The sequence below is a fragment of the Gluconobacter sp. Dm-73 genome, from assembly GCF_018256215.1.
In the GTDB taxonomy this organism is placed as follows: domain Bacteria; phylum Pseudomonadota; class Alphaproteobacteria; order Acetobacterales; family Acetobacteraceae; genus Gluconobacter; species Gluconobacter cadivus.
The window spans coordinates 187,824-213,575 of record NZ_JAERLW010000006.1 but is presented as its reverse complement, the minus strand read 5'-3'; the positions used below and the strand labels follow the sequence as shown (position 1 = coordinate 213,575).

The 25,752-nt window shown below is 59.4% G+C and carries 25 protein-coding genes; 17 read left to right on the top strand and 8 right to left on the bottom strand.

Features of this window, described 5'->3' with window-relative positions; genetic code table 11:
• Window positions 1-27 precede the first annotated feature (27 nt).
• Genes JK176_RS08260 through JK176_RS08240 form a run of 5 tightly spaced genes read left to right on the top strand, consistent with a single transcriptional unit; the run spans window position 28 to window position 5,635 of the window.
• Window positions 28-2,343 carry a cache domain-containing protein gene (locus JK176_RS08260; RefSeq protein WP_211587414.1) on the top strand — a complete coding sequence of 772 codons (2,316 nt, stop codon included), beginning with the start codon at window positions 28-30 and terminating at the stop codon, window positions 2,341-2,343.
• Window positions 2,340-3,164 carry an ABC transporter permease gene (locus tag JK176_RS08255; RefSeq protein WP_062030244.1) on the top strand — a complete coding sequence of 275 codons (825 nt, stop codon included), beginning with the start codon at window positions 2,340-2,342 and terminating at the stop codon, window positions 3,162-3,164. The genes JK176_RS08260 and JK176_RS08255 overlap by 4 nt, the downstream gene beginning before the upstream one ends.
• Window positions 3,157-3,876, top strand: coding sequence for an ABC transporter ATP-binding protein (locus JK176_RS08250; protein ID WP_211587413.1), 720 nt, complete (start codon window positions 3,157-3,159; stop codon window positions 3,874-3,876). The genes JK176_RS08255 and JK176_RS08250 overlap by 8 nt, the downstream gene beginning before the upstream one ends.
• Window positions 3,876-4,832: an MlaD family protein gene (locus JK176_RS08245; RefSeq protein WP_211587412.1), complete on the top strand. Its 957-nt coding sequence runs from the start codon at window positions 3,876-3,878 to the stop codon at window positions 4,830-4,832. Before JK176_RS08250 ends, JK176_RS08245 begins: the two co-directional genes overlap by 1 nt.
• Complete coding sequence (locus JK176_RS08240) at window positions 4,829-5,635, top strand: hypothetical protein (RefSeq protein ID WP_211587411.1); 807 nt, start codon at window positions 4,829-4,831, stop codon at window positions 5,633-5,635. The genes JK176_RS08245 and JK176_RS08240 overlap by 4 nt, the downstream gene beginning before the upstream one ends.
• Window positions 5,636-5,640: 5 nt before the next feature.
• Here the strand turns inward: JK176_RS08240 and JK176_RS08235 are convergent, their stop codons facing one another.
• The 4 genes from JK176_RS08235 to bioB form a co-directional block, all read right to left on the bottom strand.
• Window positions 5,641-5,931 carry a hypothetical protein gene (locus JK176_RS08235; RefSeq protein WP_211566146.1) on the bottom strand — a complete coding sequence of 97 codons (291 nt, stop codon included), beginning with the start codon at window positions 5,929-5,931 and terminating at the stop codon, window positions 5,641-5,643.
• 148 nt (window positions 5,932-6,079) lie between these two features.
• The gene (locus tag JK176_RS08230; RefSeq protein WP_249194340.1) at window positions 6,080-7,630 is read right to left on the bottom strand and encodes a carbohydrate porin; all 1,551 of its coding nucleotides are present in this window, start codon (window positions 7,628-7,630) and stop codon (window positions 6,080-6,082) included.
• Window positions 7,631-7,889: 259 nt separating this feature from the next.
• Window positions 7,890-9,191, bottom strand: coding sequence for an Hsp70 family protein (locus JK176_RS08225; RefSeq protein WP_211587410.1), 1,302 nt, complete (start codon window positions 9,189-9,191; stop codon window positions 7,890-7,892).
• A 122-nt stretch (window positions 9,192-9,313) separates the two neighbouring features.
• The gene (bioB, locus tag JK176_RS08220; RefSeq protein ID WP_211587409.1) at window positions 9,314-10,354 is read right to left on the bottom strand and encodes a biotin synthase BioB; all 1,041 of its coding nucleotides are present in this window, start codon (window positions 10,352-10,354) and stop codon (window positions 9,314-9,316) included.
• A gap of 103 nt (window positions 10,355-10,457) precedes the next feature.
• Between bioB and JK176_RS08215 the strand changes: the two genes are divergently transcribed.
• The 4 genes from JK176_RS08215 (at window position 10,458) to JK176_RS08200 (ending at window position 14,984) form a co-directional block, all read left to right on the top strand.
• Window positions 10,458-11,279, top strand: coding sequence for an acyl-ACP desaturase (locus JK176_RS08215; protein WP_211587408.1), 822 nt, complete (start codon window positions 10,458-10,460; stop codon window positions 11,277-11,279).
• Between the two features lie 101 nt (window positions 11,280-11,380).
• The gene (locus tag JK176_RS08210) at window positions 11,381-12,016 is read left to right on the top strand and encodes a Dabb family protein (protein WP_211574243.1); all 636 of its coding nucleotides are present in this window, start codon (window positions 11,381-11,383) and stop codon (window positions 12,014-12,016) included.
• 71 nt (window positions 12,017-12,087) lie between these two features.
• Entirely contained in the window at window positions 12,088-14,184 is a 2,097-nt protein-coding gene (locus tag JK176_RS08205; protein ID WP_211587407.1) for a M13 family metallopeptidase, read from the top strand.
• Window positions 14,185-14,258: 74 nt separating this feature from the next.
• Window positions 14,259-14,984, top strand: a complete 726-nt coding sequence (locus JK176_RS08200) for a glycine betaine ABC transporter substrate-binding protein (RefSeq protein WP_211587406.1) — start codon at window positions 14,259-14,261, stop codon at window positions 14,982-14,984.
• Window positions 14,985-15,026: 42 nt separating this feature from the next.
• Here JK176_RS08200 and JK176_RS08195 read toward each other — a convergent pair whose 3' ends face one another.
• Entirely contained in the window at window positions 15,027-15,806 is a 780-nt protein-coding gene (locus tag JK176_RS08195; protein ID WP_211587405.1) for an acetoin reductase, read from the bottom strand.
• A gap of 255 nt (window positions 15,807-16,061) precedes the next feature.
• Here JK176_RS08195 and JK176_RS08190 point away from each other — a divergent pair, with 255 nt between their 5' ends.
• The 7 genes from JK176_RS08190 (at window position 16,062) to mltG (ending at window position 22,451) form a co-directional block, all read left to right on the top strand.
• Window positions 16,062-16,940: a bifunctional 2-polyprenyl-6-hydroxyphenol methylase/3-demethylubiquinol 3-O-methyltransferase UbiG gene (locus JK176_RS08190; RefSeq protein ID WP_211587404.1), complete on the top strand. Its 879-nt coding sequence runs from the start codon at window positions 16,062-16,064 to the stop codon at window positions 16,938-16,940.
• Between the two features lie 44 nt (window positions 16,941-16,984).
• Window positions 16,985-17,731 (top strand): hypothetical protein, encoded by a 747-nt coding sequence (locus JK176_RS08185; protein WP_211587403.1) that lies wholly within the window; start codon window positions 16,985-16,987, stop codon window positions 17,729-17,731.
• A gap of 72 nt (window positions 17,732-17,803) precedes the next feature.
• Window positions 17,804-18,748: an ACP S-malonyltransferase gene (gene fabD, locus JK176_RS08180; RefSeq protein ID WP_211587402.1), complete on the top strand. Its 945-nt coding sequence runs from the start codon at window positions 17,804-17,806 to the stop codon at window positions 18,746-18,748.
• Between the two features lie 12 nt (window positions 18,749-18,760).
• Entirely contained in the window at window positions 18,761-19,501 is a 741-nt protein-coding gene (fabG, locus tag JK176_RS08175) for a 3-oxoacyl-[acyl-carrier-protein] reductase (protein ID WP_062030220.1), read from the top strand.
• 222 nt (window positions 19,502-19,723) lie between these two features.
• Window positions 19,724-19,963 (top strand): acyl carrier protein, encoded by a 240-nt coding sequence (locus JK176_RS08170; RefSeq protein ID WP_011253554.1) that lies wholly within the window; start codon window positions 19,724-19,726, stop codon window positions 19,961-19,963.
• Window positions 19,964-20,097: 134 nt separating this feature from the next.
• Complete coding sequence (gene fabF / locus JK176_RS08165; protein ID WP_211587401.1) at window positions 20,098-21,384, top strand: beta-ketoacyl-ACP synthase II; 1,287 nt, start codon at window positions 20,098-20,100, stop codon at window positions 21,382-21,384.
• A gap of 17 nt (window positions 21,385-21,401) precedes the next feature.
• Window positions 21,402-22,451 (top strand): endolytic transglycosylase MltG, encoded by a 1,050-nt coding sequence (mltG, locus tag JK176_RS08160; protein WP_211587400.1) that lies wholly within the window; start codon window positions 21,402-21,404, stop codon window positions 22,449-22,451.
• A 34-nt stretch (window positions 22,452-22,485) separates the two neighbouring features.
• Here mltG and JK176_RS08155 read toward each other — a convergent pair whose 3' ends face one another.
• From JK176_RS08155 to JK176_RS08145, 3 genes are all read right to left on the bottom strand, one after another.
• Window positions 22,486-23,352 (bottom strand): lipid-binding SYLF domain-containing protein, encoded by an 867-nt coding sequence (locus tag JK176_RS08155; protein ID WP_211587399.1) that lies wholly within the window; start codon window positions 23,350-23,352, stop codon window positions 22,486-22,488.
• An 86-nt stretch (window positions 23,353-23,438) separates the two neighbouring features.
• A complete protein-coding gene (locus JK176_RS08150) occupies window positions 23,439-24,227 on the bottom strand; it encodes an inositol monophosphatase family protein (RefSeq protein WP_194261399.1) in 789 nt (262 codons plus the stop codon).
• 9 nt (window positions 24,228-24,236) lie between these two features.
• Window positions 24,237-24,776: an MmcB family DNA repair protein gene (locus JK176_RS08145; RefSeq protein ID WP_211587398.1), complete on the bottom strand. Its 540-nt coding sequence runs from the start codon at window positions 24,774-24,776 to the stop codon at window positions 24,237-24,239.
• Window positions 24,777-24,859: 83 nt separating this feature from the next.
• Here JK176_RS08145 and JK176_RS08140 point away from each other — a divergent pair, with 83 nt between their 5' ends.
• Window positions 24,860-25,750 carry a hypothetical protein gene (locus JK176_RS08140; RefSeq protein WP_211587397.1) on the top strand — a complete coding sequence of 297 codons (891 nt, stop codon included), beginning with the start codon at window positions 24,860-24,862 and terminating at the stop codon, window positions 25,748-25,750.
• Window positions 25,751-25,752: the final 2 nt, after the last annotated feature.

The following is a 25,752-nucleotide window of genomic DNA, read 5'->3' as shown; positions in this document are numbered from 1 at the left end:
CCCGTGCCTGTCCGGAGAGAAAAGACGTTGTCAGCCGCAGAGATCGTGGACCCTACACAGAGCCCCGCCAGCGACCGTCGTCGAATCTTTCAGATTCTGGGGCCGTTCGTGGGTGTTCTGCTGGTCATCGCGGCGATCACGGGCATCAGTCTTCATAATTATCAGACAACCCGCAGGGGTGCGATTGCGCTGTCCAACGATCTTCTGCGCAGCCAGCAGCGCTATGTAACGCAGGAAGTGAGCGACTATCTGGCCCCGGCTTCTGTCGGCGCCATGATCGCACGAGACATGTTCCGCGATCCGCTGACCAACGCCACCCCCACGACGTTCATGCTCTACGGACGCTCCATTCTGGCCCACGCGCCTCAGGTGGACAGCTTCTATATCGCGAACGATCAGGGACAGTTCTGGATGATCACGCGCCATGGAAAGGATGGTTTCGAGCAAACCCATTTCCAGACCGACGATGGCAAGCAGGTCTATCACCACGTTTATACAGATCGTGATGGCAATATTACGGGAGAAGCGGCGGACCCGGCTGACGGCTATAATGTCGTGGTGCGTCCGTGGTTCGCCAAGGCCATCAAGCATCAGAACGACCCGGGCCGTCAGCTCCACTGGACCGATCCTTATGCCTTTGTGTCAACGCGTCAGTTCATCATCACGGCGTCTCTCGCCTATGATGGGCATGACGGGCATAAATCGGTGTTTGCGATCAATGTTTCGCTGAACCAGCTGACGTCGTTTCTCAATAAACTTCAGGTCGGACGCAGTGGTCAGGCCGTAATCGTGAATATGCACGGCCAGATAATTGCTGGTCATAATATGGCTCCCGGACAAGACCCGAAAACCTTCGATCCGGGGAATGTCTTTCTCGATCCCAAGACGCAGCCTGTCTTCACGCAGGCGCTCAACCGGTATCGCATCGAGGGGCCCGGGACAGGGACGGTGCGGGCGCGGGGGAAGAACTACGTTACGATTGCCTCCGAACTGCCCTTCGTACACCGGCAGTGGGTTCTGCTGCTGAATGCGCCTGAAAGCGATTTTGCCGATTTCGCGCAGACGGCACGGCGGCAGAATATCGGGTTTTCGCTCCTGATCGTCATGCTGGCGTCCGTTCTGGCGTTCGCGCTGGTGGCGCAGGGGCGGCATGTGGAGCGTCTGCGAAAGCGGCTCCAGAAAGGGCGGGACCAGATCCGGGCAGAAAATGCTTCGCTGCTCGAAATTGCCAGCACGCCCGACTTGTTCGATCCCGCCCATGAAGTGCCGATCCTGACCGAAGCGCTGACAGCACGAACCAGCGCGCGTCGCGCCAGCCTGTGGCGACTGTTGCCGGATGGCGATCGTCTGTTGTGTGAAGATGCGTTCGATCCGTCGCGCGATGTTCACAGTACGGGCGTTGAGATCAGCCGTCGTGAAAACGGCAAGCTGTTCGAGGCTCTGGACGAAGGACATACGCTCTCGATCGCGGATGCCTCGCAGGACGAGCGGACGCAGAACTTCCAGCGCGTCATCATGCGGGCTGTGGGTGCCAGTACGCTGCTGTTCCAGCCGGTCCGCAATGCTCACCGAACGGTCGGCGCCATTGTTCTGGAAGATCCGGGGCAGGTCGAAACGATGGAGCATATTATTGCCATCGTGGGATCGGTCGTCGCCCTGCGCTTTGCCAAGCCGTTCGATGCTGCGGGCGACGGCACGTCCGGATTTGCGGTCGCGGCGGATAAATACGAGACGCGCTTTGGCGAAGGCTTTCTGCTGGAGCCGTCGCCCACAGCGGGAGAGCCGGTTGCGGCAGGGTTCTACCCGCAGGTTCCGGTCATGGTCATTTCCTTCGTAGACCCTTATGCGCCGGATCGTGACAGCATCACGCGGGCCATGACTGTCATCCGCACGCTCAGTCTGGAAATCCAGAAAATCGCCCGCGACAGCGGGTTGTTCTCCGTGCAGGTGGTAAGCAACAGGCTCGTTCTCGTGGGCGGCTGCTCGCAAACGCCGGACCCGTCAACCGCCGTGCGTCTTGCGGATGCGGCGGTGTCGATCCGTGAAGCCTGCCTGTCGTCTCTGGCGGCAGCGGATCTGGACCCCGTGTTCCGGATCGGGATGGATGTGGGATCTGTCATGGCCTCCGAACTGGGAGAGGCTCCCTCCGTCTTCAACATCTGGGGCGATGCGCTCAACGGGGCCGAACTCCTGACCGGAAGCGCACCGGATGCCGGGACGATTCAGGTGTCCGAACAGGCCTATCTGATCCTGCGGGAACATTTCCTCTTTCGGGCGCGCGGGATGTTCTATCTTCCCAATAGCGGCATTACCCGCAGCTTCGTTCTGGCAGGACGCCGATGAAAGGTCTGCGCAACCTCGACCGGATCACGATGGTCCGGACCATGCTGGTCCATCTGGGATATTTTTCCCGCACGCAGATGCGTTTCACGCTGATGATGATCGGGGCCGGCTGGGGAATCATGCGCGAAGCGACCCGCCTGACGACGTGGCGGCGGACGGTACGGATCGAATTCTGGGCATCCCTGCATCAGGCTGTGGGCGGAGGGCTACTGAGTACGCTCGTGACCGCCGCGCTGACAGGGTTCGGGATCGTGGCGCAGACGGTGTACTGGCTCGGCTTTGCAGGCATGGCACAGATGACCGGCTCCATCCTGTCAACGGTGCTAGTGCGTGAAATCGCGCCGGTTCTGGTAGGCGTGATCCTGCTGGGACGTTCGGGAATGCTGATGCTGACCGAACTTGGAACCCTCACGACGGGTGGGCAGATGCGCGCCATGACCGGAATGGGGGTCGATCCCTTTATTTCGTTTCTCGTGCCGCGCAGCCTCGCCATGACGATTAGTGGCTTTACGCTGGGTATCATCTTCAGCCTGACGGCGCTTGTCGTGGGTTATGCAGTCTGTCGCGTGGAAGATGCGATCACGATGCCGATCTGGGCGTTCATGGATCAGGTCGCAGGGAGCGTAAAGCCGATCGACTATTTCGTCATACCGGCCAAGTTCGTTTTCAGCGGCTACGCGGTGGGTGTCTGTTCGTGCCTCTCGGGCATGGATGTGACGACCGAAGACGATCTGGCGAGCATGCTTCCGCGCGGGTTTGCACGTGGAATGCTGTCGATCATGGTCATCAATGTCGTTTTCAGCGTGTGTTTCGATGGCTGAAAACGACGACGTCCTGTCCGATGCGCTGGAAGCCCGGCTTGAACTGGTGGACGCGCGTCCGCGGTTTGATGAGAGCGGGCTGGTGTCGAGCCGCTATAATCTGCGTCTCAACCCCGGCGAGTGCGCGCTGATCGAGTGTCGGGACATGGGGCAGGCGGCACTGTTCGCCGATATGTGCGTGGGCCTTATTCCGCTTGATGACGGCCATGTGCGTTGCATGGGCATGGACTGGGCCGATCTGGACGAGCGGCGCGCCAACGCCTTGCGGGGGCGGATCGGACGGATCGTGGTTACGGGGGGCTGGGTGGACCTGTATGGGACGCATATGAACATCCTGTGGCCGCAGCTTCATCACACGCGCACGCCGATTGAAAAACTTCAGGCACAGGCCGTGCATCTGGCGGTTACGCTGGGTCTGCCGGGCCTGCCGGTGGTGCCACCGGGACGTCTGTCGGCGATGGATCGGCAGCGCGCGGCGTGTGTGCGGGCCATGCTGGGAGAACCGGCGCTCCTGCTGCTGGAACACCCGATGGAAGGGGCTTCCGCCAGCCTGATGCATGCGTTCCTGTCTCTCGTGACCGATCTGCGGGACCGTGGCTGCGCGGTGGTGTGGATGGCTCCGGATGAAAGCGGGTGGGGGGATTATGCGTCCGATGCCACGATCCGCCTGAGACTGTACGATGATGGACTGTTTTCGATGCGAGGTTCCTGATGTTCCGCCTGCGCCAAACCGAGACCGCCCGTCCGCTCTTTCAAAACCGCTATGCGGATGAATGGGTCGGACTGCTTGTCCTTGCCGCAATCGTCATGTTCGCGGTTGCGGTCGTGGAGGCCGGATTCCTGCGTCAGTGGCTGACACCGGAAAAGAAACTGCATTTCATTCTGCCCGAAAGCGGCGTGGCGGGGCTTGCGATCGGCAACGATATCGAAGTCATGGGCGTCCATGCTGGCGAAATCCGGCGCCTCAAGCTCAATGAAACGGGGCGGATGTATGCGGAAGGGGATTTGGACCCGCAATTCGCAAACTTCATCCGTCAGGATAGTACGGCCGTCATCCGCCATCGCCTGATCGTGGCCGGGGCGAGCTATATCGAACTCGGGCGTGGCAAGGGCAAGCCGCTGGATTGGGACTATGCGGTCCTTCAGGCCACGGTGGAGGCCAACCCGGCGGATGTGATCACCCAGACCGTTATGGATCTGCGCAGCAAGCTGGTGCCGGCCATGAATAACGTCCAGCTCATTACGGCGCAGGTGAACGACATGATGACCGATATGCGCAAAGGACGGGGCACGATCGGCGGTCTGCTGGTGAAGGATGACGTGTTGGACAAGGCCAACGCGGCTCTGGCGCATCTTGATGCCGTCATTGCGGATTTACGGCCCATTGAAAAACAGGTCGGGGGGATTATGACCAAGGCTGACGGAACGATGGACAACGCCCGTGCCACAACCGCAGGTCTGCGTCAGAGCATGCCGCAGATCCAGCAGACCATCAGCCATGCCAATACCGCCACGGCCCAGCTGCCGGCCCTGCTGGCGCAGGCCGAAGCGAGTGCGAGCAGTCTGCGCAAGCTGACGGATCAACTCCGGGGGCTGTGGCTGCTGGGAGGCGGAGGTGCAAAACAGGAGCCTTCCCGTCGTCTTCCGGCTGAGGCGGTGCGGCCATGAGGTACGGTTTTCTGGCCTGCACGGCTTTGGTCGTTCTGACGTTGGGCGGCTGTTCGTCTTCAACTGCAACGAAGGGACCCAAGCCCGATCAGCCTTATGAAGATGCCATGGATACGGGCAAAGCCGTTTATGGGATCGGTCAGGCGTCTCAGGCCGAGGTGCAGTATCGAACGGCCATGGATCGGGCACTGATGCGAGACGATGCAGTCGCCATTCATGAAGCCGGGTTTAATCTTGCGACGGTGCTTCTGGGGCAGGACAAGCCTCAGAAGGCTCTTCAGAGTCTTGGCGAAACCGAAACCGCGCTAAGCCTGCGCAATGTCTCCGACACGTCTGATCTGGCGGTGATCCGCGCGGCTGCCCTGTACAGGTTGCATGATACGATGTTCGCATCACAGGCCGTACAGCGCGCTCTGCAATCCCCCGATATGGGTATTCGGGAGAGAGCGCTTTATTTGTCTGGCCTGATTGCTGCAGATCAGAAGCAGTCCGCTGCTCTGAGGCAGCGCGCAAACGATCTGGCGACCTTCCATGACAATGGGGCTGCGACTGACCGGCAGGAACTTCTGGCCCGTCTGTATCTGTTACAGGGGCAGTCCGAACTCGCTTCCAAGGAGGCGCTTTCAGTCGTGAAAAACCGCCGTGATGCTCTGGATTATCGCGGAATGCGTCAGGCGCTCACTCTGGCAGCGGATGCTGCGGAGGCCGCGGGACATTCACGTCAGGCGGAAGCCCTGCGACAACAGGAAAGTGCCAGCCGGGAGGTGGAAGCAAAACAAGCGGGGGCTGCAAAAACCCCCTGACAGGCTCAGAACTGGCCGCGTGTATTCCCCGCCCGCTTGGCGTCGTCTTCGCACATATAGGTTCCATGCGCGGTCGCGCCGTACCAGAAGCTGCCCGGTACATGATAGACATGGGTAACCGTGTTAACCCAGACCTGAGTGCAGGTCTCGCTGTTCTTTGTGTCCGCAACCTGGGTGACAGGGGCCTTCGCGTCTGAAGAGGCACTGACCACAGCGTTTTCGACTTTCGGATCCTGTGCGAGTGCGGTTCCGCCCAGAAGTCCAAGAACCAGAAAAGAAGCGAACATCGTTTTCATTCGGAAAATCCTTTGTCAGGTGTCCTTATCTGTGTCCAGGGTATGTAAATAAATATTTATACTCTAATCACGAACGGGTAATGTCAGTGTTGAAGAATAACAATGCTGTTAACTCACAAATAACGGATCGCTTACCTGTGATTTTGTCTTAAAGGTTTCCAAGAACCTTGAGACCGATCAGCGTTGCATTCGGAATGATGGACGTCTCGCCGGGGCGCATCATGTATTCGAACTCAGGCTGCACCACGAGGCCGGGGTGGATAGGAATACCGTAATACGCCTCCAGAATGGCGGAATGGGTCTGTGGGCCGTTGACGAAAGCCCCCATGGACATGCCTGCAAGCTGTCTCAGGCGCTGCCCGAGCGTAATGGCGGGACTCATCTGGTAGTAAGAATACATCACGCCAAAACGGTCGAACGGTCTGCGCGGAATGATGCCCAGAAGCGATGCACCGACATAGACCTGATCGGAAAATGTCGAGACGCTGGGCGTATTGTGGACATAGCCCGCAAGAATGTATCCGCCCGCCATCTGGTGCTGGCCACCTTTGCGATAAACCATCTGGTCGGCCTCGATGTAGAACGTATCCCGGGGTTTGTTGGCATCATGGAAAACGTCATGCGCGAACATCGCCGGGATTGTTCCCAGACGATCAGTATAAGGGGAGGTATCATGGCCGAAGCCGAGTTTGTAATGACCCGGCAAATTATCTTTACCGATAAAGGGCTCCCAGGTCAGCTCGATGGGAAGCATGACTCCCGTGGAGGTTTCACTGCCCCAGGCCCAGCCGCTCGGATTTTCCGTCAGTGGGCCGACTTTGTAGACGCCGGTTCGTAGCGTAAGGTCGCGGGTAGGCTTGATTCGCAGCGTTCCACCCCATGTGGCTTTCGGATAGACGCTCCAGCCTTCGTCTGCCTTGATCGCAGGAGGGGCGGAACACTGCACCATGAAGGTGCAGAGCAACACCGACGTCGCATAGGTATGCGTCAGGGTGATGCGGCCGATATTGATGTTGACGCGGTTGTTGAAGAACGACTTCTCAACATAGATATCCGCCAGATGCGCGGCTGCATGGCCCGAAAGGCTGTAGACCTCGCTCAGCAGGATGCGATGCTCCCCGACATGGTCGTAAGAGATCTGACGACCTGCACGTTCCATCATCACGGCGTGCAGAATCCAGCCATCCAGCCCGAGCAGTCGTCCGAGATCCCAGCGCGTATTGAAGGTCAGTTCATGGGCGTAGGACATACCCTTGCTGATGCCGCCGCCAACATTCGCCATGGCTTCTCCTTTATAGGAGAACTCAAAGCTGAAGCCGCGTTCCGACAACCAGTTCCGGTACGGCGAAAGCTGGGGCACAAGATGGCCGAAGGCTTCGGCTGGCACATAATAACCGGCTGTCAGATCGCTGCGGCGCAGGGCGTCATTGTTGCGGTTCAGGAGCGAGGAAATGCTCTCCGTATCAAAAATCGCGCCCAGATGGTCGGCGGAAGGGGCGGGGGGATGCTTATGCTGCGCCGCGCTGGCTAAATGTGAAATCCCGGGTGCGGTCGAGGGCAGCACCCGGGCCGTTGGCTGGCGCGCGCGTTCTTGAAGACCTGGCGCCGTACTTTGTGCATGAACAGTCAGGGGAAGGATGCTGAATACTGAAAAAATATTGATCTGCAGGAATATTTTCAAAAAACGCGGGCGAGACATGTCTGCTGTTCTTTCCTGCGATCATGGCCTGCATGATGCATGACTGTAAATCTGATCTGTAAAAGCAGAACGCTTAGGGATTTCCACGGTGCGTTTCTGGTTCTCCAAGGAAAGATAAAATCCTTATTGAAGAAAATTCCCAATCACATAATCTGGAACCTTCTTCACTAAATAAAAAAGTATAATATAGTGTTCTTTAAGTAATTGTCTTTTGTATCGTCCTGAATGGGATAGTGATTTTGATTGTATAGGCATCGGTTCAGGCCAGATGGCGCTCACGTTCAATCAAGGCCAACCCTTCGGCAACCGACACAAACTCTGACCCGCCATCCACGCGCTCTGCCCCAAAGCGCCGGTCGAACAGGTTGCGGACGGCCGGGACGAAAGAGGTGCCCCCGGTCAGGAAGACCCGGTCAATATCACTCGGACGCAAACCAGTCTGACGCATGGCGTCTTCGATGGCGTCGTCCAGACGGCTCAGATCAGGGGCAATCCAGCTTTCAAAATCCGCGCGGGTGATGGTTTCTTCGATTTTCAGATCCCGATGGATGAAGCGCAGAACGGTGCTGTCCTGACGCGACAGATCGCTCTTGGCCTGTCCAACCGCACGATAAAGATTCTGGCCTTCCTGATCCTCGATCAGACGCAGCAGGCTGCGGAGCTTCTCCGGCTCTGACGATGTTTTGGCGACGTCCGCAATGTCTCGCAGCGTCTGGGGAGTCCGCATCAGCGACAACCGATGCCAGCGACCAAGGCTTGCGAACCATTCCGCCGGTACGGGCAGGGGCTGTCCACCCATGACGCGATAGGTCGCATCCCGGCCCAGCGCCGGGGCGACGGCGTGGCTGATGATACGATAGTCGAACTGGTCGCCTGCGATGCCCACACCCGAATGACCCAACGTCGTGACGCGCTGACGGGCCTGCGGGTCAAAGCGCATGATCGAAAAATCGCTGGTGCCCCCACCGAAATCGCCAACGAGAACGGTTGCCGGGCGGTCCAGACGCTGCATGAAGCGCCAGCCCGCGCCCTCGGGTTCGAGAACGATATTGGGTTCGGGAAATCCGGCTTCCAGAAAACTTTCCCGCAAACGGGCCACACCGAGCGAATCATCGGCCAACTCGCCTGCAAAACGGACAGGACGGCCGATCGTGGCACTCACATCGGACGGGTTCAGTCCGGCCTTGTCCATCAGCGACGTCAGAAAGCGTGCGATCAGGGCTTCGAGCGTCATGACATTGCTGAAAACCCGCGTTTCGCGAAAAGACCCCTGCGCGAGATAGGTTTTCATGGACATGATGAGACGACTCTCGGCTGGATCGTCCAGATAAGCCTCGATGGCGTCCAGCCCGATCGCGTCTTTCATGACGCGGCGTCGTCCGTCCTGATCCATCCACAGGCAAAGCAGCGTACGGCAGGTCTCGCTGGTGGCGTGATCCGTGAAGACGAAGCGGGCAGGGTGGGTGTCGCCGTTTTCATCCGCAATCACGACCACGCTGTTGGTGGTGCCGAAGTCAATTCCGACGCGGATTTTGGTCTGGTTGTGTCCGGGCGTCGTCATCGGTTCCGCTTTCTTCCGGTATGGGCAAAGGGCGTGGGTTTAGGGAAGAAGCGGCCGCACGCCAAGCATAAAAAAGGGGAAACGCCCTTTCGAGTGCTTCCCCATAGCGGTCGATCTGACGGTCAGGACGCAGCCATCTCGCAGACGGCTTCTTCCACCACAGCCGGGCGCATCGTGCCCATTTCGGCTTCGGACTGCACCATCGGAGACATTCCGAGGGCGGAGAGAAGTTGGCGATCGCGATGTTCGGCCGGGTTAGGCGTGGTCAGGAGCTTTTCGCCGCAGAAGATCGAGTTCGCACCCGCGAGGAAGCACAGCGCATGGGCTTCGTCGGTCATGTTCTCGCGGCCTGCTGCAAGGCGGACATGGCTTTCCGGCATCATGATGCGGGCCGTAGCGATGATGCGGACGAAGGTGATCGGATCGACGGCTTCGGCCTCGCCCAGCGGCGTACCCTCAACGCGGACGAGCAGGTTGATCGGCACGCTCTCCGGATGCTTGGGGAGGTTGGCGAGCGTCATGAGCAGACCGGCACGGTCGGACAGGTCTTCGCCCATGCCTACGATTCCGCCGCAGCAGACATTGATTCCCGCTTCGCGCACGTTCGAAAGCGTGTCGAGACGCTGCTGATAGGTACGGGTGGAAATGATGGAGCCGTAGAACTCTTCGGACGTGTCGAGGTTGTGGTTGTAATAATCCAGCCCCGCCGTCTTCAGGCGCTCCGTCTGCTGCGCGTCCAGCATGCCGAGCGTCACGCAGGTTTCCAGCCCCAGCGACTTCACGCCTTCGATCATCTCGCAGACGGTGTCGAGGTCATGATCCTTCGGCGTACGCCAGGCCGCGCCCATACAGAATCGGCCCGCACCGGCTTTCTTGGCAGCGCGCGCTTCCTTCAGAACGGATTCCACGGCCATCAGGCGCTCGGCCTTGACGCTTTTTTCGTGAAGCGCGCTCTGCGGACAATAGGCGCAGTCTTCCGGGCAGCCGCCTGTTTTGATCGAAAGAAGCGTGGAAATCTGCACTTTTGTGGGGTCGAAGTAGCGACGGTGCAGGGTCTGTGCACGGTACATCAGCTCGGGGAAAGGCAGGCTGATAAGAGCTTCGACTTCGTCGCGGGTCCAGTCGTGGCGGACGTCTGGGTGGGGCGTATGGGTGGCCGTCACGGATCAATCTCCAAGGGTTGCTGCATCACACCTACCCAAAATTGTCCCACCGTGTCATCTGATCGTCACTATTGGTGAGCCGGAAAACGGACGAGGTTGCAGAATGAAACACTGGCATATCGATCAGATGGACTGGAACTCCTTTGATCCGTCCCGCGTGGACCCCGAGATCATCCCCCTCGTGAAGGCCGCTTCCGTGGTGGAAAAGAACGGTCTCGATTATGCCGAATATCTGCGTCGTGTTTTCGTGGGAGACCCGGATTTCAGTGCGGCTGCCGCGAACTGGGCGGTCGAAGAAGTGCAGCACGGCGATGCGCTTGGCCGCTGGGCCATGCTGGCCGATCCGTCCTGGGACTATGAAAAGGCGTTCGACCGCTATCGCGCATCGTACAAGATCGACGCTGATGTGGATGCCTCGATCCGCGGCTCCCGCACGGGCGAGTTGATTGCACGTTGTATGGTCGAAACCGGCACATCGTCCTTTTATACGGCACTCGCCGACGCGACAGACGAACCATTGCTCAAGGCCATCTGCAAGCAGATCGCAGCGGATGAGTACCGGCATTTCAAGCTGTTCTACGATCACATGCACCGGTATCTGAAGCGCGAAAAGCTCGGCGTATGGGCACGGACGCGCATTGCGCTGGGCCGTGTGACGGAGAGCGAGGACGACGAACTCGCCTCGGCCTATCACACGACCAATGAGCCGCCGGGTATGGCCTATGACCATCAGCGCTGCATCGCGGCCTATATGTCCAAGGCGATGGGCTTCTATCAGCCCAAACATATCGACCGCGTGACGGCGATGATTTTCAAGACGATCGGTTTTACGCCGCATTCGCGCTGGCAGAAGCTGGCATCTTCGCTGGTCTATCGACTGATCCAGTGGCGCCGGAAAGTTTTCAGGAAACAGGTTCAGGCCTGAGGACTTCCACGCAACATCCGGAAACTGGAAAACAGAAGACGAAACCGGGCGTCTGTGCCATGAAAGACGCCTGATTCTTTCGCCTGCGTCCGGAGATTTCGATGACCGTTTCCGCCATTTTCTCCCGTCGTGCCGTCTACGGCGCAACCCTGTCCCTCTGTGCCGCCGGACTGTATCAGTTTCCGACAGCGAAAGCGGACCCTTATTCCCTGCCGATCGCGTCCTCCGGTCCGGTCAAAACCGATACGGTGAGCCCCGCCACCCTGTCTGCCCAGCAGTTGGCCAAACAGGTCGGCTATGCGCAGTTCACTGCTCCAGACTGGCGTGTTGGTCCGGTCCGGCACATGGTCATGTTTCGCTACACCAAGGATTCCACAACGGCCCAGCGTGCTGAAGTGTCGGGCCGTTTCCTGCATCTCGCGCAGGACAGCCGTCGTTCTGATGGCAAGCCGGTTGTCGTCAGCATCGAAACCGGCTTTCAGAATAGTGGCGAAGGGGCAGATGCCGGCCTTCAGCAGGCATTTCTTGTGACGTTTCGCTCCGAAGGAGACCGGAATTATTATGTCGGCAAACCTGTCGTAACGGACGTGGCGTTCATTGATCCCGCCCATGAGGCCTTCAAGGAATTCGCCGGGCCGTATCTCGAAAAGGTGGTCGCTTTCGATTACCCGGTCGCGGCTGTCGTGACGCCGGAAGGTACGGGCGCAAAATCCAAAAAAGTCCACAAAACCCGCTGAGCGGAGCGGGGGCGTTTTGTCCTTTTGACGAAATGATACTTTATACCTCATTCTAAAGGCACCACTCTGGAATGAGGTACATTGTGAAACGATTCCTTACGTCACGACATACTCTGAAATATGGGGCCAGCCTTCTCGCCCTCGCTGGAGGCCTGATGGTTTCCGGTGCACAGGCTGTTGGCTACAATGCGGGCTGGGGCTTTGATGAAGCCGGGATGAACCGCGCCGTTGAGCCGGGCAACAATTTCTTCGAATATGCCAACGGTACCTATCTCAAAAACCTCAAAATCCCCGGGGATATGAGCAGCTACGGCCCGTTCCGTATCCTGTATGAACTCTCCCTGTCGCGTCAGAAGACCATTCTCGACGAAGCCGCAAAGAAGGTTACTGAACAGCCCACGGACGACATGGGCAAAATCGGAACCTATTACGCCAGCTTCCTTGACCAGAAGGCCGTGGACCGCCTTGGGGGCAAGCCTCTCGCAGCTGATCTTGAAACAATTCGTAACGTCAACGATGGCAAGTCTCTTGCCGCGGCGTTCGGTGCGTCCCTGAAATCCATGATGTTCTCCACGTTCCAGATCGGCGTAGAACAGGACCAGAAGGACCCGGAACGGTATATGCTGATGCTCGATCAGGGCATGAGCATCGGCGTGAGCGGTGGCCTCGGTCTGCCGGACACGAGCTACTACACAAACCCCAAGCTGGCGGACAAGAAGAAGGCCTATCAGGCCTATATCGCCAAGATGCTGACGCTTGAGGGCTGGCCGGACGCTGCAAAGAACGCGCAGGCCGTGGTTGATCTCGAAACGGCTCTGGCCAAGGTCGAAGTGCCGCGCGACCAGACCCGTGATCCGCTCAAAATTTACAACCCGATGCCGGTGTCCGAGCTTCAGAAGCTCGCGCCGGACTTCGACTGGGTCACGTTCCTGACCAGCGCCGGCCTTCCGGCAGAAGGGCTCGAAAGCCGCAAGATCGACGTGCGCGAACCCGCCGGAATCAAGGCGATGACGGCCGTTCTCAAGGCTGCTGACCCTGCGACGCTGCGCGCCTGGCTGGCGTTCCATCTTGGAGACAACGCTGCCGGTTATCTGTCCAGCAACTTCTATGATGCGTCGTTCGACTTCAACAGCCATACGCTGTCGGGTGTGGCGCAGCAGTCTCCGCGGTGGAAGCGTGCCGTGCGCGTGACGAACGGTGCATTAGGTTGGGCACTGGGTCGCGAATATGTTGCGCGCTACTTCCCGCCATCCGCACAGGCGCAGATCACCGATCTGGTGCAGAAAGTGAAGGCGTCTTTCCATGATCGTCTCGAACACAACAGCTGGATGGACGAGCCGACCCGCAAGGCCGCTCTGAACAAGCTGGACCATTTCGCCATTCAGGTCGGTTATCCGAAGAAGTGGTGGGATTACAGCAAGCTCGATATCCGCAAGGGCGACGTTTACGGCAATGCCGTGCGTGGTGCGGCGTTCAGCTGGCAGCACGATCTGGACAAGCTCGACAAGCCGGTTGATCGTGACGAATGGGGCATGACGCCGCAGACGGTGAACGCTTATAACGATCCGACCATGAACGAGATCGTGTTCCCGGCTGCGATCCTTCAGCCCCCGTTCTTCGATCCGAAGGGCGATACAGCCGTCAATTACGGTGGTATCGGTGGCGTGATCGGCCATGAAATGAGCCACGGCTTCGACGATCAGGGCCGTCACTACGACGAACATGGACGTCTGAACGACTGGTGGAGCAAGGCGTCTACAGAGGCCTTCCAGAAGCTGGCCGACCGTCTGGCCGCGCAGTACGATGCACAGGAAGTCCTGCCGGGCCTGTATGTGAACGGCAAGATGACCATGGGCGAGAACATCGCGGATTCCGGTGGTCTGAACCTCGGCCTTCAGGCTTATCATGACTCGCTGCACGGTCAGCCCGCGCCGGTCGTGCATGGTCTGACGGGCGATCAGCGCGTGTTCCTCGGCTGGGCGCAGGTCTGGCGGGAGAAGGATCGTCCGGATGCCCTGCGTCAGCAGGTGCTCTCCAACGAACACGCTCCGGCGATCACGCGCGTCAACATCCCGGCTCATAACATTGATGCCTGGTATGGGGCGTTTGACGTAAAACCCGGCCAGAAGCTCTATCTGGCACCGGATCAGCGCGTAAAGATTTGGTAAGGTCGTGACAAACTGGAACGTGGGGCCTAATCACGGTCTCACGTTTCAATTTTCTGCCTGACGGACCCATTCTCATGACACAAATGACGATCGGCCATCTGTACACCTCGTTGCATGCGGGATGTGCCAGCGCGGTCGCGCGCGTGCTTGAGGCCTATGAGGTCGAGGTCGAGTATGTCGATCTTGATCCCGATGATGTCGAAGATGCGCTGGAACAAGGGGAGGTCGACCTTCTGGTTTCCGCTTGGTTCCCGCGTGACGAGCGTCTCGCCGGCCCGGGCCTTCGGGTTCTGGGAGACCTCTATCAACCGGTTGTCAGCTTCGCTGCTCTGACACCGCTGGGCGCTGTCGGAACCCTGACTGCAACGGATGTGGACCGGATCATCGTGGCTGATGACAGCCGTCAGGCATTGGAAGAGGCGCTCAAGCAGCTTCCGGCGCTTTCGGTTCTGTCTATTGAAAGCATTGGCGAGGGTGCTCTGATCGAGCGTCTGGAGAAGGCTCGCGACGCCGGGGAGAAACCGCTGGTGGTCGCAACGCAGCCGCATGCGGTGTTCCATACCGATCTGCTGACCGTGCTCGAAGACCCGTCGCGTCTGCTTGGTGGTGAGATGTCTGCCCGCATGATTTTGCGTGAAGATGTAGCGCGTCAGGCAGACAGCGATCTGCTGGACGAACTTTCGGAAATGATGCTGGGCAACAAGGTCATGAGCGCCCTGGATTATGTCATTTCCGTTGACGGGCAGGACCCTGAAGGGGCGGCTGAAGCGTGGCAGCGCGGCCGTCTGATCGGGCGCTGATATGTAAGGGGGCGCGGGAACCCGGCCCCCTTTTTTCTGCTCTCAGCGGAAGACGAGGCCACCGTCGATCAGCACAGACTGACCCGTCATGTAATCGGCGTCGCTGCTGGAGAGATAGGCCACGAAACCTGCGACATCATCGGCAGTTTCCACGCGGCCCAGAGCAATTCCCTCCACATATTTCTTGTAGGTCGCGCCCACTTCCGTGCCGGTAATTTCGGCCATGCGCTGGTCGATCGTGACCCACATATCGGTTCCGACAATGCCGGGGCAGTAGGAATTGACCGTGATTCCCGAGGACGCCAGTTCCTTGGCTGCTGACTGTGTCAGGGCGCGGACGGCGAATTTGGTGGCGGAATAGGCGCCCAGCAGTGGGTAGCCTTCATGTCCGGCAATCGAACAGGCATTGATGATTTTGCCTTTCGTGCCCTTTTCCTGGAAAATCTTCGCAGCGGCCTGAATGCCCCACAACACGCCCTGCACGTTGATGCTGAAGATCTTTTCGATCTCTGTCGGCTCGATCTCCAGAACCGGTTTGACCTGACAGATACCAGCATTGTTGACCATGATATCAAGGCCGCCCAGCGTATCCGCGGCTTCGCGCAGGGTCGTGGCGAACTGGTCGCGGTTGCTGATATCGGCCGTAAGCGCGACGGCACGCCGTCCGAGGGCTTCAACCTCCTTGGCGGTCTGGGCGAGAATGTCCTGTTTGACGTCCAGCAGAATGACGTCCGCGCCATCTTTGGCCAGACGAAGTGCGATGGCCTTGCCGATACCCTGGGCGGCACCCGTGACGGCAGCTACTTTTCCAGAAAGGGACATTGAAAAAAGATCCTTCGATTGTCCGTCATCCGCATGTGAATGCCATGACAGCCCAAACCATCGGTTCTTTATTTTTGGGATTCCACAAAAAATCGCCTGTTTTCTAAATGTTACACGGAATTGTGTCGGTCTGGAGAAGCTCTGCTCGCAGAGCAGGCGAAGGACGTAATTTTCATAAACCAGCTCTGGTCATGGAAGGCCGGGACTGCAAGAATGCGTTAAACAAACGTTACGAAACGGCTTCGGCGGGAATTAATGAGCCATTCTGAAAGTATTAGCGCCGTCTTTGAAACTTTCGGTGGCATCAGCGATGAGGAATGGCTTCAGGTTTTGGTGTCGTCCGTGCACATTCCTGAAATTCAGGGTGTGAAGATGCCGTCCTTCCCCCCCGATGACCTGCAACGGGAAATCCATGGGCATCATGGAGAAATTTCCATCCACGAAGCGCATGTCTTCTTCCGGGAAATCAAGGCGTACTGTGCTTATGCCGGGCAGCCGGTTCGTCCCGAGACACGTCTTTTGGACTTCGGTTGCGGCTGGGGGCGCATTGCCCGGCTGTTCATGAAAGATATCCGGCCTTCCAATCTGTATGGCGCGGAAACCACGGACCGTTTTCTCATGGCGGCGCGACTGAGCAATCCGGCGCTGAATTTTCTGGGCTGCGATCTGGTGCCGCCTATGCTTCTGACGTCGGAGAGCTTTGATCTGATTACGTCATGGTCGGTGTTCTCGCATCTGGACGAGTTTCTCGCGGGGCACTGGGTCCGGGAGTTTCACCGTTTGCTCAGACCGGGCGGAATTCTGGTCATGACGACGCAGAGCCGCCGGTTCATCGCCTTCTGCGCTGAACAGCGGCTCAAACGCGCTTCCGGCATCCGTCTGGAGCATCCGTGGCATGAAGCCTGTGCCGACAGTTTCACGGATGAAGCACGTGCGAATGCGGAATTCGAGGCTGGACGTTTCCTTCACGCGGCGACTTCGAAACCGCCTCAGCCCCAGTCGCATTATGGTGAGGCGATCATTCCGCGAAATTATATCATCAAGGCATGGGGCGGTCTGTTTCGTCTGATCGAATACATGGACAATCCCGTCCGGTTGCCACAGGTCCTGATTGTGATGCAGAAGATCGGATAGTCATCGTTTGTCACGAAGATGTGGCAGAGCGGGAGGAGAGGGGCTTGAAAAAAACCGGCATCGGCATGGGATTGCTCGCAGTTCTTCTGGCCGCACCGTTTCCCAGCGTTTCTGCCGAACCGGAAGAAACTGTCACCGTTACCGGCCAGCACGCTATGCGGGTCGGGAGCTACAAGGGCATTTACCGAGTGTATGACCGGTTTGACCGCCTGCCGGACAAGGCAGGGAAAAATCTGTCTCTGCACTTTTTGGGGGATATCCTGCCTGACCATGCCGCACCGTCTGAGGCGCGGGTCGTCCTCCATACTAAAGAAGGCGATATTCCGCTTTTTGTTGGTCAGGACAGGGAGATGCATTTCCCTCGTTCCGCGGCGCTTCTGGCGGAAAATCCTCCGGTTCTGCTGACCCTGCCGTCCAACCGAAAGGTTCAGCTTGAACTGGCGATTGAGGTTGATCCTCTCCCGGTGCCGTCTTTTACAAAAGAGCAGGCCGTGGGCTGGATGGGGGAGATCAATGCCGCCATCCGCGATTTCTTTGGCGTAATCCTTGCTTTTCTGGCGCCTGATGCACACCGGCTGAAGATTGATGTTGCTCCCGGCGCGCGTTTTGAAGCCGTGGAAAACGGAACGCCGAGGCTTCTGGTCGATAATCAGGGTGCGGTGCCTTACACATTCATTCTCCGCCCGCAGGATTATCAGAATGGCACCGTATTCCGCTCCGACAGGCCGTTTTCCATGATCCGTGTGAAAATTCCGACTGATGAATTCTTTACGCTCAAGCGTAAAAACTGATGCCGGATTTGACAGATGGAGCGTGAGGACGCATCACGCAAAACCTTAAATTCACTGCCAGCAGGGGGATCCATGTCGGTTCACGCGTTCGTCTTTCCGGGACAGGGGAGCCAGTCCGTCGGGATGGGACAGGCCCTTCACGAGGCTTTTGCATCCTCCCGCGCCGTTTTCCAGGAAGTGGATGAGGCGCTTGGCGATCATCTGTCGCGCCTGATGTTCACTGGTGATGCGGATGAACTGACGCGGACGGAAAATGCCCAGCCCGCGCTGTTCGCGGTTTCGCTGGCCGCCGTGCGTGCTCTGGAAAGCGAAGGCGGTTTCAAACTGGCGGACAAGGCAGCCTTGCTGGCCGGGCATTCGCTGGGTGAGTATTCCGCTCTCGCCGCTGCTGGCACGCTTGGGATTGCGGAAGGTGCGCGTCTGCTGCGTCTACGTGGTCAGGCCATGCAACGCGCCGTTCCAGCCGGGGAGGGCGGTATGGCGGCCCTGCTGGGTGTGGATGCGTCGCAGGCCCGTGCGATCTGCGATGAAGCCTCTCAGGGCGAGACGCTGGAGATCGCCAACGATAATGGCGGTGGCCAGATCGTGGTCTCCGGTGTGATGAGCGCCATCGACCGCGCCATCGTTGTCGCCAAAGAGCATGGCATCAAGCGCGCCGTGAAGCTGCCGGTCTCCGCACCTTTCCATTCGTCGCTGATGGCGCCTGCCGCACGCGAGATGGAAGATGCACTGGCGACTGCGACGCTGAATGCGCCGTCCGTTCCCGTGATCGCCAATGTTACGGCTGCCAAGGTGACTGATCCTGCTGTTATCCGTGACCTGCTCGTCAAGCAGGTGACTGGCACCGTGCGCTGGCGCGAGAGCGTGCAGGCGATGGTGGCAATGGGTGTGACGAACATGCACGAGCTTGGTGCAGGCAAGGTCCTGTGCGGTCTGGCGCGTCGTATCGCCCCTGAACTGGCCACGAGCAATGCCGGAACGCCCGCCGAAATCGAAGCCCTGCTCAAGACCCTTTAAGGATAACCGATCATGTTCTCTCTTACCGGCAAGACGGCCCTCGTGACGGGCGCATCGGGCGGCATTGGCGCTGCCATTGCCCGCCAGCTTCACGCGCAGGGCGCAACGGTCGTGCTCAGCGGCACGCGCGAAGCGGCCCTTCAGGAACTGGCCGACAGCCTTGGCGAGCGCGCCCATATCGCTGTCGCCAACCTGTCCGACCCCGCCGAGGCTGACGGCCTCGTGGCCAAGGCCGAAGCCGCTGCGGGCGCTCCGCTGGACATTCTGGTCAACAATGCCGGTCTGACGCGCGATACGCTGGCCATCCGCATGAAGGACAGCGACTGGTCGCAGGTTCTGACCGTCGATCTGGAAAGCCCGTTCCGTCTGGCCCGCGCTGCGCTCAAGGGCATGCTGCGCCGTCGTGCGGGGCGGATCATCTCGATCGCCTCCGTGGTGGGAACGACGGGCAATGCCGGTCAGGCCAACTACGCCGCCGCCAAGGCTGGTATCGTGGGCATGAGCAAATCTCTGGCGCAGGAAGCCGGTCCGCGTGGTGTGACGGTCAATGTTGTGGCGCCCGGTTTCATCGAAACGCCGATGACCGATGTGCTGCCGGAAGCGGTTCGCGAAAAGCTGGTTGGCTCTATTCCGCTCGGTCGGATGGGGAATACTGGTGACGTGGCGTCCGCAGTGGTATATCTGGCTTCCGAAGAGGCAGCATGGGTCACGGGTACGACCCTACATGTCAACGGTGGCATGGCGATGGTGTGAATGCTTGGCCTTTTTGGTTAAAGCATGCTAATCGCGCGCTGCTTTGCCCGGCCTGCTGAAGGCTGATGTCCGGTTCTTCCGGCGGCAACGCCTCCCCTTCAACGGGGGCGGCCCTGCTCTGGAGGAACCACTGGGCTTCCGGACTGGCAGGCGGCAGTACGAGTTTTGATGTAACGCACCGGACGGGCAACAGGGTCCCGGATGGGCATAAGGAACGAACAGATGAGCGACATTGCTGACAAGGTAAAGAAGATCGTTGTCGAGCACCTCGGTGTGGACGAAAGCAAGGTAACGCCGGACGCGTCGTTCATCGACGATCTGGGCGCAGACAGCCTCGACACGGTCGAGCTGGTCATGGCTTTCGAAGAAGCCTTCTCCGTCGAGATCCCGGAAGATGCAGCCGAGAAGATCGCAACCGTCAAGGATGCCATCGACTACATCGAAAAGCAGAAAGCAGCCTGAGGCCAGTCCTCAGACTGACCGGGGCTGCTTTTCCGGCCCCGGATTCCTGCCCCGTTTAGGGGTGGAAGATCAGCCGGGCCTTGTCATGAGGTCCGGCTGCAAGACCCGGACATAACGTGAGACAAGAGGCATCGATGAGCGGGACTGCAACTAACGGGCGGCGTGTCGTCGTAACCGGTATCGGTGTTGTCAGCCCACTGGCTGTGGGCGCGGAACTGACCTGGAAGCGGCTGATCGAAGGACAGTCCGGCATTGGCCGGATTACGCATTTCGATCCCTCCGAACTTCCTGCCCAGGTCGCCGGACAGGTTCCGGACGGCCCGACGGCGGAAGGTGGTCTCACGTTGTCCGACTGGGTGCCGGTCAAGGACCAGAAGAAGATGGATCGCTTCATCCATCTGGGCCTTGCCGCAGCCATTCAGGCTGTCGAGGATTCAGGCTGGAAGCCTGAGAACGAAGACGATCGCTGCGCCACTGGCGTCATGATCGGCTCGGGTATCGGCGGTCTTCAGACGATTTATGACGGCTCTCTGACGGTTTCGAGCGGCAAAGCCCGCCGTCTGTCGCCGTTCTTTATTCCCTCGGCCCTGATCAATCTGATTTCCGGTCACCTTTCGATCCGCTACGGCTTCAAAGGACCGAACCATGCTGTCGTGACGGCCTGCGCAACGGGCGTTCACGCCATTGGCGATGCCTCGCGTCTGATTCAGTATGGCGATGCGGACGTGATGATTGCCGGTGGTGCGGAAGCTGCGATCTGCTCGCTCGGCATTGCCGGGTTCTGCTCGGCACGTGCGCTGTCCACCGCTTCCAACGACGATCCAACCAAGGCTTCGCGCCCCTGGGACAAGGACCGTGACGGCTTCATCATGGGTGAGGGTGCGGGTGTAGTCGTGCTTGAGGAACTTGAGCATGCCAAACGCCGTGGCGCGAAAATCTATGGTGAAATCGGCGGCTACGGCATGTCCGGCGATGCCCACCACATCACGGCCCCGGCTGAAGGCCATGAGGGTGCGTTCCGTGCCATGAAAGCCGCGCTGCGTAACAGCGGTGGCCTGACTACGGCAGACATTGATTATGTCAACGCCCACGGCACTTCCACCATGGCGGATGACCTTGAGTTGGATGCGGTCGAACGCTTCTTTGGCGAAGACGCCAAGCGTCTGGTCATGTCCTCCACGAAGTCGGCCATTGGCCATCTTCTGGGGGCGGCCGGTGCGGTTGAGGCGATCTTCTGCCTTCAGGCCATCCGTGACGGCATCGTGCCGCCGACCCTGAACCTCGACAATCCGGCGCGTGAAAGCGTGATCGACCGCGTGGCGCATGTCGCCCAGCAGCGCAAGATCGACGTCGCCCTGTCCAACAGCTTCGGCTTTGGCGGCACGAATGCGAGCATCATCCTCAAGCGCTTCAAGGACTGAGGAAGGGTTCGTTTCCCATGTCTGAAGGCCAGTCTGACAGCGAAGAACCGCGGAAGCTCGTTCTTCCTCCAAAGGCTGGCCGCAAGCTGGCGTTCTTCGGAGCGCCTTTGCTTCTCGTAGCCGGACTGGTCGCGGGGTATGGCCATTACACCGATCCCGGCCCGCTACAGGACGCGAAGACTTTCGTCATCCCGCATGGCAATAATGCCCGGGTGACGAAGGCCCTACAGGACGATGGTATTCTGTCGCCGACATGGGCTTCCGGCACTTTTTTCCGAATTGCCGCTTTCCTGACGCATCGCGACGGCCAGATCCATGCGGCGGAACTCCAGTTTCCCTCTCGCGTGTCGGTCGCGCATGTTCTTGAGATCCTGCGTCACGGCAAGCCTGTCTCCCATCAGGTGACGGTGCCTGAGGGACTGACGGTGCTTAAAATCAAAGCCATTCTCGATAAGGCTCCGGCCCTGAATGGTGATTTGCCGACATTGGTGGAGGGGACGGTTTTTCCGCAGACGGTGTCTTATGTCTGGGGAACGTCGCGTCAGGCTTTGGCCGAAAAATTGCAGAAAATGATGGCAACCAGGCTGGCCGCCGCATGGGACGGGCGCAATGTCGAGGCTTTGGACGGGTTGATACAGTCTCCGCAGGAACTGTTGGTTCTGGCGTCTTTAATCGAGCGTGAAACGGCAGTTCCATCGGAGCGCCCCATGGTGGCGCGCGTATTTCTCAACCGTTTGAAGCTGGGAATGCGGCTACAGACAGATCCGAGCGTAATTTACGGGCTCAGCAATGGTGTGGGGACGCTTGATGCGCCTCTGACTCATGAGGACCTGCAAACACCGGGGCCGTACAATACCTATCTTCAGGCCGGATTGCCCCCCGGACCCATCTGCTCACCCGGGCAGAGTTCTCTGGATGCGGCGGCGCATCCGGCTGATGGCAAAATGCTGTATTTCGTGGCGACAGGATCGGGCGGGCATAATTTTGCCGAAACCCTTGCCGATCAGGATAAAAACATCCGCGCCTATCGCGCGCATCTGTCCGGGGCGACGCAGACCCCGAACTGATGTCCCGCTCTTTGGAAGAGAGCGGGACGGGTTTTTAGTGCTTCAGTGGAGCGAGGCTCTGGCTCTGGACGCCTGCGGCCTGTGCCGAGTAGGGGCGCGATGCATCGTAGGTCGTCGGGTACGGACTGTTGCCGACTACATCCTGTGCGGCTGTGGTGGCCGCCTGTGTCACGCGGGATGAGACTGTGGAGGCTGCTGGCGTTTGGGCGACTGACATCAGGGCGCGGCGCAGCGGGTCAGCGGACGGGTTGTTGACGCGCATCGTCACGACGATGTCTTCGGGACCGACCGTCTGGTTGTAATAGGCGCGGTTTGCACCGCTATCGACGGTCAGTTTCGAGCCACCCAGAGCTGCACCGGCATAGAGCCCCTCGTTTTTCTGGGCAGCGTAAATGTCGGTGTTGTGTGCGCCGGCCGTACTGTTTTCCAGACCCGTGCCAATGCTGGCGAAGGAGGCGGAGGCGGAGGCATCAAACTTGAACTGGCTGTCCAGAATGGCCTGAATGCCGCGCTGGGACATGATGAACAGGATGGTTTCAGCGCTCTGGACGCCGACTTGTAATCCCAGCGACGCCGTGCTCAGGCGATAGAAAGCCGGGTCGGACCAGGATCCGCGAGCATCGCGGCTGAGCAGCAGGCAGCGACCGCCGGAGCCGCCGATCCCGAATGACATGTTCAGCACGGACGGGCAGACCATGACGGCCTTCGCTTCCGCGAGGAGTTTCTGCGAGCGCGACTGGGGGGTGGTCCCCGCGAAGAGATCCTGAACAGCCAGTGTGGCGCGATCAACGATAAGCTGCTGCTGGCTGGCAGTGGTCTGGGGTGCGTCGGAGCAGGCCGACAGGGCAATACAGCCCGAAGCGACGAGCGTGGTCGTACGCAGGAGACCGGACAGGGTCATGGAAGATACCTTCTGCAGTCATCGAAAGGATGTTTTCCGCACTATGCGCCAAATGCGGCCAAATCACGAGTGCGGGAAAGGAGATGTCAGATTTCCACGTTGACCGCGGCTGAGAGGGCCTTTGCGACGCCCGGAGCGGCTGCGAGGATGGTCGCCCCTCCGGTCAGGCCTCCAGTCTGGAGGAAGGGCGAGACGGCCGCGCCGGACTCCGCGAGAATGGCCAGTGCGGCAGCCACATCCCAGAGCTGGATAACAATTTCCAGGTAGCCGTCGGAGCGACCGCACGCCACATCCGCCAGAGCCAGCGCGCCGGACCCGCCCGAGCGTGGCATGGCACCCAGCGCCATGATGGCTGCGATCTTTTCGTTAAAAGTTTCGGCAGGAACGCGGGAGGACCAACCCATTTCGATCATGGCCTCCTGCGTGTTGGTGATGGGAGAGGCCTTGATGGGCTTGCCGTTCAGGAACGCGCCCTTGCCTTTGCTGGCGGTGAAGACTTCACCCAGAGCCGGGGCCTCGATCACGCCTGCGACGGGTTCATCGCCTTCCAGAAGGCCGAGGGAGACACACCAGCGGTCCCGACCACGCGCATAGTTCGATGTGCCGTCGATCGGGTCCACGACCCAGCGGAAGCGGCCCTGACGGGTCGTACCGTTTTCTTCGCCCTGAAAACCGTCTTCAGGGAAAAGCTCCTGAATGCGGCGGCTGACGAGGGCTTCGACAGCGCCGTCCGCTTCGGTCAGATAGTCCTGACGTCCCTTGAGAGTCCCGCTCGGGCCGCCCGGGGCCGGGCGGAGGGAGAGGGCCAGCTGGGCTGCGTCGCGAACGACGCTGCGGGCGGCTTCGAGGCGGACGGCAATCGGATCGAAGGTCATGGAACAGTCCTATTCAGCGCGACGTGCGGCGCGGAGGGATGAGGTGATGGCGGGGTCTTCAAGGCCCATGAGACGGCTGGCGGCGGTTGTTGCGAACAGATGCACCAGTGTCCGCCTCCGGGCAGGGGCGAGTCTGTGGAGTGCCGGTTCCCGGATGATGGTCCATTCTGCCAGAACGCTGTCGCGCAGGGCAGGGGGGACGGCGCTAACGCCGACGACGATCAGACCCACATCCGGCGGTATGAGGTCCACGGGAAAAGCATCATCCACGGCGAAAAACAGGCGGTCGGACCAGTCACGGTATTCGGGCCATTTCTGATCGGTCTGAAAATCGCGCAGGCCGGACTTGATCTCGATACAGGTCAGGGAATGGTCGGGCAGCAGCGCCATCACGTCCGCGCGACGGCCTGCGGCGGGCAGGGAAAATTCATTGATGGCCGCCCAGTTCATCGTCCGGCACAGGCCGAGAACGGCGCGCCGGATGGCCAGTTGCGTTTCGGGCAGACCACAGGCGATGTCTGCGGGAATTGCGGAAAGAGCCTCACTCATGGTTCCATCCTGCCCCGATCTGCGCTCTACGTCTGCCCCGGCAGATATTTTTTGAAGCTGTATTTTTGCGGGAGGAGTGCCTCATGCCATTTCTGCGGACGGATCACTGGCGATGCGCCATCGTTCATGCGCCTCTGGCGGAGATCGTCGATGCGGCCAGCCTGAACGGTTTTCCCATCACGACACTGCCTGACATCGGGGATCATCGTTTTCTGGCGGACCCTTTCGGGCTGTGGCGGGATGGAAAGCTGTATGTCTTTGCTGAAGCGTTCGATTATCGCCATCCGAAAGGCACGATCGAGGTTCTGATCTATGACGGTACGGGGCGTCTGCTGTCCCGCGAGAGCATTCTGGAAGAGCCTTGGCACCTGTCTTACCCTTTTGTGCTCGAGCATGAGGGCGAGGTTTACCTGTTGCCCGAAGCGAGCGCGTCGGGGCGTCTTTCGCTCTATCGTGCGACATCGTTTCCTAAGGGCTGGGAGCGCGTCGAGGCCTTTGATTTCCCCGAAGCCGCGATCGACGCCACACCGTTCCATCATGCCGGTCGCTGGTGGATGTTCTGGACGCCTGCGGGCAGTAAGGTCGAGCGGCAAAGTCTGCTGAATATTTCGGTTGCCGATACGCTGATGGGCTCATGGAAGAATCTTGGGCTTTTCCTGAACGACCGTGCAGGGGCGCGTCCGGCAGGAACGCCTGTTGTCGTGAATGGAAAGATCATTCTGCCCACACAGGACTGTCAGGGCACCTATGGGCGCGGCATCCGGCTGCTGGAAATTGAGGGGCTGGAGCGTGAACTGCCGAAAGTCACGCCCGGCCTGACGATCTCCATTCCAGCATCCCTGCGTCGGCGTTTTGGGGACGGAATGCACACGCTCTCCGCAGCCGGGCAGGTGACGCTGATTGATGTCAAGAAAATCGGGCTTGGCCCAAAGCGGGATCTGCTGAATGTGAAGCGGCGGCTTTTCGGAGCCTAAAA